Source organism: Streptococcus danieliae, from assembly GCF_009767945.1.
In the GTDB taxonomy this organism is placed as follows: domain Bacteria; phylum Bacillota; class Bacilli; order Lactobacillales; family Streptococcaceae; genus Streptococcus; species Streptococcus danieliae.
In genome coordinates, this window is the sequence record NZ_WSRS01000234.1 from 1 (window position 1) to 356 (window position 356).

1 protein-coding gene is annotated in these 356 nt (G+C 48.3%); it reads right to left on the reverse strand.

The window, feature by feature from the left end; translation table 11 throughout:
- The coding region (locus E5983_RS09605; RefSeq protein ID WP_269148560.1) for a Rib/alpha-like domain-containing protein at window positions 1-356 on the reverse strand (356 nt) is incomplete at both ends.

Consider the following 356-nt stretch of genomic DNA (forward strand, 5'->3'; position numbering starts at 1 on the left):
TCCTTAGCGACTGGAGTGTTCTTATCTGCATCTGTTGCAGACTTAGCTACCTTAACGGTCACTGGGACTTCTTCACTCGAACCATCTGGGTAGGTTACCACTACTGTAGCTGGTTTATCGCCTGCATCTGTCGTGTCTACTGGATCCTTGAAGGCTACCGTAGTACCTGCTGGAAGTTCAGACAAGTTGGCAATGGAATCTTCTGCCTTCGGTGTAGAACCTGGCTCAACTGTTTGATCCTTAGCGACTGGAGTATACTTATCCGCATCTGGAGTAACGACTTTAACGGTTACCGGAACCTCATCACGGGTACCATCTGGATAGGTTACTACAACAACAGCTGACTTGTCTCCCTC